The 6,508-nt window shown below is 69.1% G+C and carries 7 protein-coding genes and 1 pseudogene; all 8 read right to left on the bottom strand.

What is annotated here, in order from left to right:
* A pseudogene (locus tag ACPL7H_RS18360) lies at positions 1 to 875 on the bottom strand (hypothetical protein); the annotation flags it as partial.
* On the bottom strand, positions 872 to 1,030 hold the full coding sequence (locus ACPL7H_RS18355; protein ID WP_424798192.1) for a hypothetical protein: 159 nt from the start codon (positions 1,028 to 1,030) through the stop codon (positions 872 to 874). The gene ACPL7H_RS18355 and the pseudogene ACPL7H_RS18360, both read right to left, overlap by 4 nt.
* Positions 1,031 to 1,046: 16 nt before the next feature.
* The gene (locus ACPL7H_RS18350; protein ID WP_424798043.1) at positions 1,047 to 1,463 is read right to left on the bottom strand and encodes a hypothetical protein; all 417 of its coding nucleotides are present in this window, start codon (positions 1,461 to 1,463) and stop codon (positions 1,047 to 1,049) included.
* Positions 1,453 to 1,893 (bottom strand): hypothetical protein, encoded by a 441-nt coding sequence (locus ACPL7H_RS18345; protein WP_424798042.1) that lies wholly within the window; start codon positions 1,891 to 1,893, stop codon positions 1,453 to 1,455. Before ACPL7H_RS18345 ends, ACPL7H_RS18350 begins: the two co-directional genes overlap by 11 nt.
* Entirely contained in the window at positions 1,890 to 2,759 is an 870-nt protein-coding gene (locus ACPL7H_RS18340) for a hypothetical protein (RefSeq protein ID WP_424798191.1), read from the bottom strand. The genes ACPL7H_RS18345 and ACPL7H_RS18340 overlap by 4 nt, the downstream gene beginning before the upstream one ends.
* A gap of 9 nt (positions 2,760 to 2,768) precedes the next feature.
* The gene (locus ACPL7H_RS18335; protein ID WP_424798190.1) at positions 2,769 to 3,671 is read right to left on the bottom strand and encodes a hypothetical protein; all 903 of its coding nucleotides are present in this window, start codon (positions 3,669 to 3,671) and stop codon (positions 2,769 to 2,771) included.
* A 10-nt stretch (positions 3,672 to 3,681) separates the two neighbouring features.
* Positions 3,682 to 5,703: a hypothetical protein gene (locus tag ACPL7H_RS18330; RefSeq protein ID WP_424798189.1), complete on the bottom strand. Its 2,022-nt coding sequence runs from the start codon at positions 5,701 to 5,703 to the stop codon at positions 3,682 to 3,684.
* A complete protein-coding gene (locus ACPL7H_RS18325; protein WP_424798188.1) occupies positions 5,700 to 6,494 on the bottom strand; it encodes a hypothetical protein in 795 nt (264 codons plus the stop codon). Before ACPL7H_RS18325 ends, ACPL7H_RS18330 begins: the two co-directional genes overlap by 4 nt.
* Positions 6,495 to 6,508 lie beyond the last annotated feature (14 nt).

Here is a 6,508-nt window from a genome sequence, read left to right as displayed (position 1 = left end):
CCTTGGTTGGCTGCCAGGGATGCCACGGCGGCGCGCAGGGAGGCGAGTTCACCGTGCAGCGCGGTGAGTTCGCTGGACATGGCGTGCACGCTCCGCGCCATGCGGTTCTGCCGGGCGGCGTGATTCTCGGCGGGCAGGGTGACACCGCCGCCGGTGGTGGGTGCCAAGTCGAAGCGGTGCACGGCGGCACCGGCGCGGGCGTCGAGTGCTTCACCGACGACGCGGCGTAGGTCTGCTTCGGTGGCCATGGTGAACCAATCTTTCTGTGAGGTGGTGGTGTTCTTGGTGCGGCCGAGGACGGCTGCAATGCGGGTGCGCCCGGTGGCGGCGGTGTAGCCGAGGCGATCCACTTTGCGGGTGGTCCAGGTGGAGTGCTCCAGGTGCGCGCTGGTGGGCAGGTTGAACACGTCCAGGAGCGCGGCGTTGCAGGTCGCCATCCACCCGTGGTAGTCGTCCTGCTGCCAGTCCGAGGCCCGCAGACCACCCTCGTACTCGGTGCCCCAGAAGTACGGGCGCCCGTTGTCGCGGGGGATGCGGCGACCGGCGAGGGTGATGGGCCCGCCAGCGCCGGAGTGGTTGGCCCAGCCCATGGTGATGATCCGGTAGACCTTGTCCCAGCCGCCGTAGCCGTTGGCGAGCGGGCCGGGGATGCCGGGGCGACCGTTGCGCACGAGGTTGTAGAACGGGGTGGTGCCGTGGGTGCGGGCGGACACGATGTGGTGGGACATCACCCCGGCGCGGGTGGACATGGGGGTGAGCCAGCCCGAGGACGAGGCGCCCTGGCGTAGTTGGATGACGCAGTTGACGCCGTAGTCGGCCATGGCGGTCTGGATCTTGCGGGCCTCGCGTAGTGCGGGGTCCCAGGGGTTGCTCACTTCTCCACCCAGTCGGTCAGGTCGGCACCGGCGGTCTCGCTGGCGGCGATGGTTGCGGGGTCGGGGTTCGCTGCCTCTTCGGCTAGCAGTTCCTCACCGTCGCGCCACACCTGCGGCGGTTCGTCCAGTTCGGGCAGGTCGATGGGTTCGGTCATGGTGGGCTCCTTGTGGTCAGGTGAGGTCTGCTGCCACGTCGGTCGGTGGCGTGGGCGGTGGGACCCCCGGCAGGTGCATGCCTGCCCATGCCAGCACGTCCCGCAGGTAGCGGACCGTGGACCGGTGGCGGACCTCGAAGGCTTCGCGCTCTTGCCGGCGCTCCCGCCGCTCCTTTGCGAGTTCGGCCTCCAGGTGGGTCACGCGGCTCTCAACGGCCTCCAAGCGCTTCTCCATGCGGTCCACCAGGCCCTCGTACTGGTGCAGGCGGAGGCGGTCACGGTCCACCTCGTTCTCGGCGGCCTTGGCGCGCCGCTCCACGCGGGTGGCGCGGTCGGTTTGTTTGGTGGACAGCCACACACCAAGGAAAGTCAGGGTCCCGGCGAGGATCGTCGCCAGCGCACCCCACACGGGGCCGGGGATATCACGCAGCATCGGCGACACCTCCCGGCGTTGGGTGCTCGACCGCTCTCACCGTCCCGTCGTCCGGCCCAGCCAGGATGATCAACAAGACCGCGAACCCCGCGTACTCCAGGGCTTGCGCCCACCCGGTGGGGGTCCCGGCCGCGCCTTCGGACATCACCCACACCACCCACCCGGCCGCGAGGGACGCGCCCCGGAAAGCGACCACCCCGACCAGGGCGGCGTATCCCAGCCGGTAGCGGCGGGTGAACGCGGCGGTGGCGGCGATGGCAGCGGCGACCACCCATTTGCCGACCTCGACCACCGGCGGCAGGTGCGTGTGGACGACACCCTCCACCGGCACGGTCGGTAGCCGCAGCCACGTAAGGGCGCCCAGGGTGAGCGCGATCCACGCGAAAACGACGAGCACCTGGCCGCGTTTCTCGAGGGGGCAGCCGGTCATTCGGGCATCCGGATCCACGACCCGGAGACCAGCAGGTCATCGGTGGTGGTGCGGGAGTGGGAGGAGTTCGCCAGACGCAGACCACCACCGGAGAGGACCTGGTAGGTCTGCGTGGTGCCACCGTTGGAGCCGATGGCGGCGCCTGCGGTGGTGGGGCGGTGCGCGGTGGGGATGGTGGCGATCGTCTGCGCAAGCGCACCCGCGGAGAAGGACACTCCCCGGATGGTGGCGCGGAAGATGAACGTGGCGGTGCCGTCAGGGCCGGTGTCGCGGACCAACTCGGCCGAGACAATGGTGGACCCGCCCGCCGGCGCCAACGCTGCCGGGCCGGTGAACACCTCCCTCGTGGTGGTCTCCGGGGTGCCCGCCAGCCTCGCCACCGGCCGCTGCGCGGTGCTGATGCTGACACCGGACGCGTTGGTGTCAGAAGCCCCGGCGGTGACCTGTGCGCGGCCGATCTCGGTCGCACCAGCCGGCAATGGCGGCACGGTGGGTGACCCACCGCTGGTGCCTTGGGTGACACCCACAACCACCTGGTTGTTCTCGTCTCCGGCGTCCACGTCGTTCTGGCGCACCCAGATGCGGTCCCAGCGTGACCCGGTGCCGGGTGCCGGGGTGGTGGGCACGTCCATGGGTGCGTCGTTGCCGACCAGCACCGACCCGTCACCGCTGCCTCGTGTCAGGGCCACGGCACCGGCGCCGACACGGTATGCCCACCCGGTGGTGCCGGTGATGGGCAGGCCCCAGAGGGTGCCGTGGTCCTGGAAGAGCCCACCGAGCGCGATGCGGGCACCCACTGGGGAGGTGCCCACGATGTCGTCGCCGGTGACCTGCTCACGGACAAAAAGGCCAGTATGGAACGTCATGGCTTTTTCCTATTCCTCGGTCTGCTCAGGTTCTTCACGTGGGCGCTCGACCTCGAACTGGCCGGCTTGGTCGCCGCGGCGGGCGTTGACTCGCACGAACACGTCCCGGCCCGCCTGCCCGTACACGCGCACTTGCCCGCCGGTGGGTTCGTCGGCGCCGACGGGGAACGGGCGGCCTACGGGTGTGACTTGCACGCCGCGCCCGTCGGTGTGGGCGAGGTGCTCGAAGTACTCGGGCAGGTCGATCGTGGCCTGGCCGTCGTCGTTGAGGGTGGCGCGGTAGTGGTATTCCAGTCCGGACACGGGGGACTCGGTGGTGGCGTGCACGAGTTCCATGCCGGGTTTGGTGGGGTGGGGGAGGCGGAAGTTCTTCGCACCGTCCACTGTGAGGTCGCCGCTCACGGACAGGTTGGTGCCATCCACGAGAAGCATTGTCGTGGGGGCCTTGACCTGGACCTGGTTCGTGGTGGTGCTGATGTGGTGCGATTCGTCGAGTGTGCGCAGCCGGAACGTTGTGCCCGCATGCAGTTGCAGTTGTCCGGAGGTGCGGAGCATGGCGATACCGTCACCGAGGCTGCCGGCGTCCTCCAGGTACAAAACGGTGTAGTCGTCGTCGTCGGTGGCGTCTTGCCCTCTCGGTGGGATCAGTCGCATCGCTGTGCGCACACCGGTGGCCCCGAGGTAGGCGTCGATCATCCCGGGCTGTTCCAGGGTGGGGCGACGAACGAACAGGCGGCCCACGACTTCCAGGCCTTCGGGTGTGGCGGTCACCCCGGAGGCGCGCAGGGGGCCGCCGCGTTCCAGGTTGGACACGCGGGCGTCCACTTGCCGGAGCGTGGCGAGGAGTTGTGCGAATCCTCCCGGCCCGGCGGGTGTGGTAGGGCCGGCGGGGAAGTCCTCAGATAGTGACACGTGCGCTCCCTTATCTTGAATCCATGGCGGGGATGGTTTCCAGGTCCACGAACGCCTCCCCGTGGCTCCCGGAGATGGAGGCGATGCGGACCTGGTGCGCCCCGCCCGGCAGCCACACATGGTCAGAGCCCACGTGGATGGTGGCCAGGTCACCGGGGGAGTACTCGCCCAGGCGGGGTGTTTCATCGCGCCCCACCCGGATTTTCCAGGTGGACCAGGGGGCCGCGCCTTGGGCCACGGCCGCCCTGGCGTGGGAGGTCAGGGTCGGTTGCTCGATCACGGACGTGTGGGGGAGTGTTGCGTGCATCAGGGGGTAGCCGCGGTCCCACTGGTCTGGGTCTTGGTGTGATCCCAGCCGTAGGGCTTGTTCGTGCCCCTCACCCACGGCGAAGGCGTAGTTGGTGCGGCGGGAGAAGTCGGAGGTGACGGACACGCCGGAAACGGGGCCGGTGGGGTTGGTGGTGTCCCATACCCAGTCTGGGCCGTCCTGGGTCAGGAGCGGCTCAGTATTGGTGCCGGTGCGCAGGGCCCACTCGACGCCTTCGCCGTCTTCGCGGAGGCGGGGGGTGAACGCGATGTCGGGGCCGTTCTCCACCTGGGTTAACTCGGTCAACCGTTGCCGGGTGGTGGCCAGTTCATACCCGGGGTAGGTGCGTTCGTGGGTGCCGACCTGGTCCGGTGGCAGCACGATCGGTAGGTGCCCGCCGGTGTGGGCGGTGGCGGCTTGCACGAGTCGTTTCGCGATGGTGCCCAACGACAGCCCAGTCCAGGACAGTTGCCGGGACTGGGGGCCTTGCCCGGGGCCGAGGACGGGGATCACGAGCCGGTAGTCGAACAGGGACCACAGCCCGGATGCTCGGATGCGCAGGTCCCCGGTGGTGTCGTCGTAGTCGTGCACCCAGATCGGTCCGGCCTCCACGACCCGGCGGCCCACCTGGTAGGCCAGATAGCAGCGGGCCCCTTCGACGGCGGCGCGTATCTCCGCCCGTTCCTGTGCTGGGAGGCGCCGCAGTGGGATGGTGGCTTCCAGGGTGCCCGGTGCGTTCAGGACCGCGGAGAACGAGCCCGCGCTGATGGGGAGGTGGCGCAGCCGGTTGCCTGTGGTGAGTTCACCGGTGAAGAACTCCCCGGGGTCGTGGAGGGGCGCGACTTCTGCGGGCAGTGGCGGACCCGGAGGGGTGGGGCCGGGTGCGGGACCGGGGTCGTCGGTGTTCCAGGTGAGGGCGGCCCACACCATGTGGTGGTCTGAGGGCAGGGGGGTGCGCAGCGGCAGTCCGGTGCCGTCGGCGTAGTCGGCGTCCAGGCCGGCGGCGGGCACGTCCACGCCGGCGTCGGTGACTACAGCGTCGATCCAGCGCCCGTTGAGGCGCCCGTCCATCTCCGGGTCCCACCCGTTGAAGGAGTTGAACTCATCCCGCACCACCGGGGCCTGGCTGCGTTGGCGGGTGTTTGGGTACCCGCGTGCCCACAGGTCGGAGTCGGGGCCGTGTATTTCGTGGGAGCCGTTGGTGTCCAGGGCTGCGATGCCGTGGCGGTGCCCGTCGCGGCGGGCGTCCAGGAAGTCCGCGACGATCTGTGCATTCTCGATCCTGGACTCAAGGGTGCCGGTGGAGAAGTGCGCGGTGACGAACACGAACTCGGCGCCGGTGGGCCGGTGGGCGAAGATGGCGCCGGTCATGGCGCGTTGGGCGCCAGAGCGGGTGTGCACCACGTTCAGGTCCCACGTTTCGGGGTCTGAGCGGCGCTCCACGAGGATGTTGTTGTGGATGATCGCGTTGTACCGGGTCCCTGGTGTCACTTGCCAGGACACCCCGGGTGTGGCCGCGTTGATCGAATCGCACAATTGCTGTGCCTGGGAGGTGGTGGCGTTGTTCAGGTTGGACACTTCTTGTAGGCCGACGATGGCTGCGCCGGAGCGGATCACGGCTTGCGCTGCGTGTTCCCGCCGCTGCGCCCAGGAGTGTCCTTCTGGGTGGTGCAGGGACGCGAGGGTGATGTTGTAGGTCCCGGCGATGAGTTCGACGGTGCTCACCAGTACGTCGCCTTGACTTGGGCGTGCAACACGGCATCGGTGCGTTCGGGCGCGGTGAACACGTACTCGGCTTCGCCCTCGCGGGGGACGGTGGACCACTCTCGTACGACGAGGCGGCCGGAGCGGTCGGCCACGCCGTCCAGCAGGACCGTCCCGGTGGATGTGTCGATGGACAGCACGGACCCGGCGGGGATTTGGTCGCGGTAGAGGAGCCTGCGGCCGGTGGAGACGTGGGTAATCATGAATCCCCCTTCGCCTACGGGTCCGTGGATGTGGAAGGTGGGGTGGGCGTCGGCGGTGCCGGGGTTGGCCAGTCGCACCCTGCCGGTGCCGGAGGTGGGGCCGAACAGCAGCGGGGTGCCGGTGCGGGTGCGGATTTCCTCCGAGGTCGACGCGTGCGCTTGACCGGTCCATCGGTAGGCGGTGATCGTGCCGTCGGGGTTGGATACCCATGGGGAGTCCCCGTCGAAGTACCCGCTCACCATCGCCAGCGCCTCTTGCTCGGTGTCGGCCACGCACGCGATCCAGGCGTCGGTGTGATAGCGCCCGGGCCCGGGGGCCACTCCGGAGTCGGGGTCTGCTGATGGTCGCAACCACATGCGCACATTGTCCGCGCCGTGGGGTATCTGCACCGCAACTGTCCTGCGTGGTTGCTCGCTGTTCGGGTCCGTCGTCAGCCAGAACCCGCGCAGGTAGTCTTGTTCCAGTGTGGTAGTCCCCTGGCGGGCTTGGTAGTAGAACCGCAGAGCCTGGATCCCTATGCTGCGCCGAGCGACGACCGAGAAACCCATCCAACGTCCCACCT

The organism is Pseudactinotalea sp. Z1732, assembly GCF_049724975.1.
Lineage (GTDB): Bacteria > Actinomycetota > Actinomycetes > Actinomycetales > Beutenbergiaceae > CALKWS01.
The sequence above is the reverse complement of the archived record's forward strand: the minus strand, read 5'-3'. Positions and strand labels throughout refer to the sequence as shown.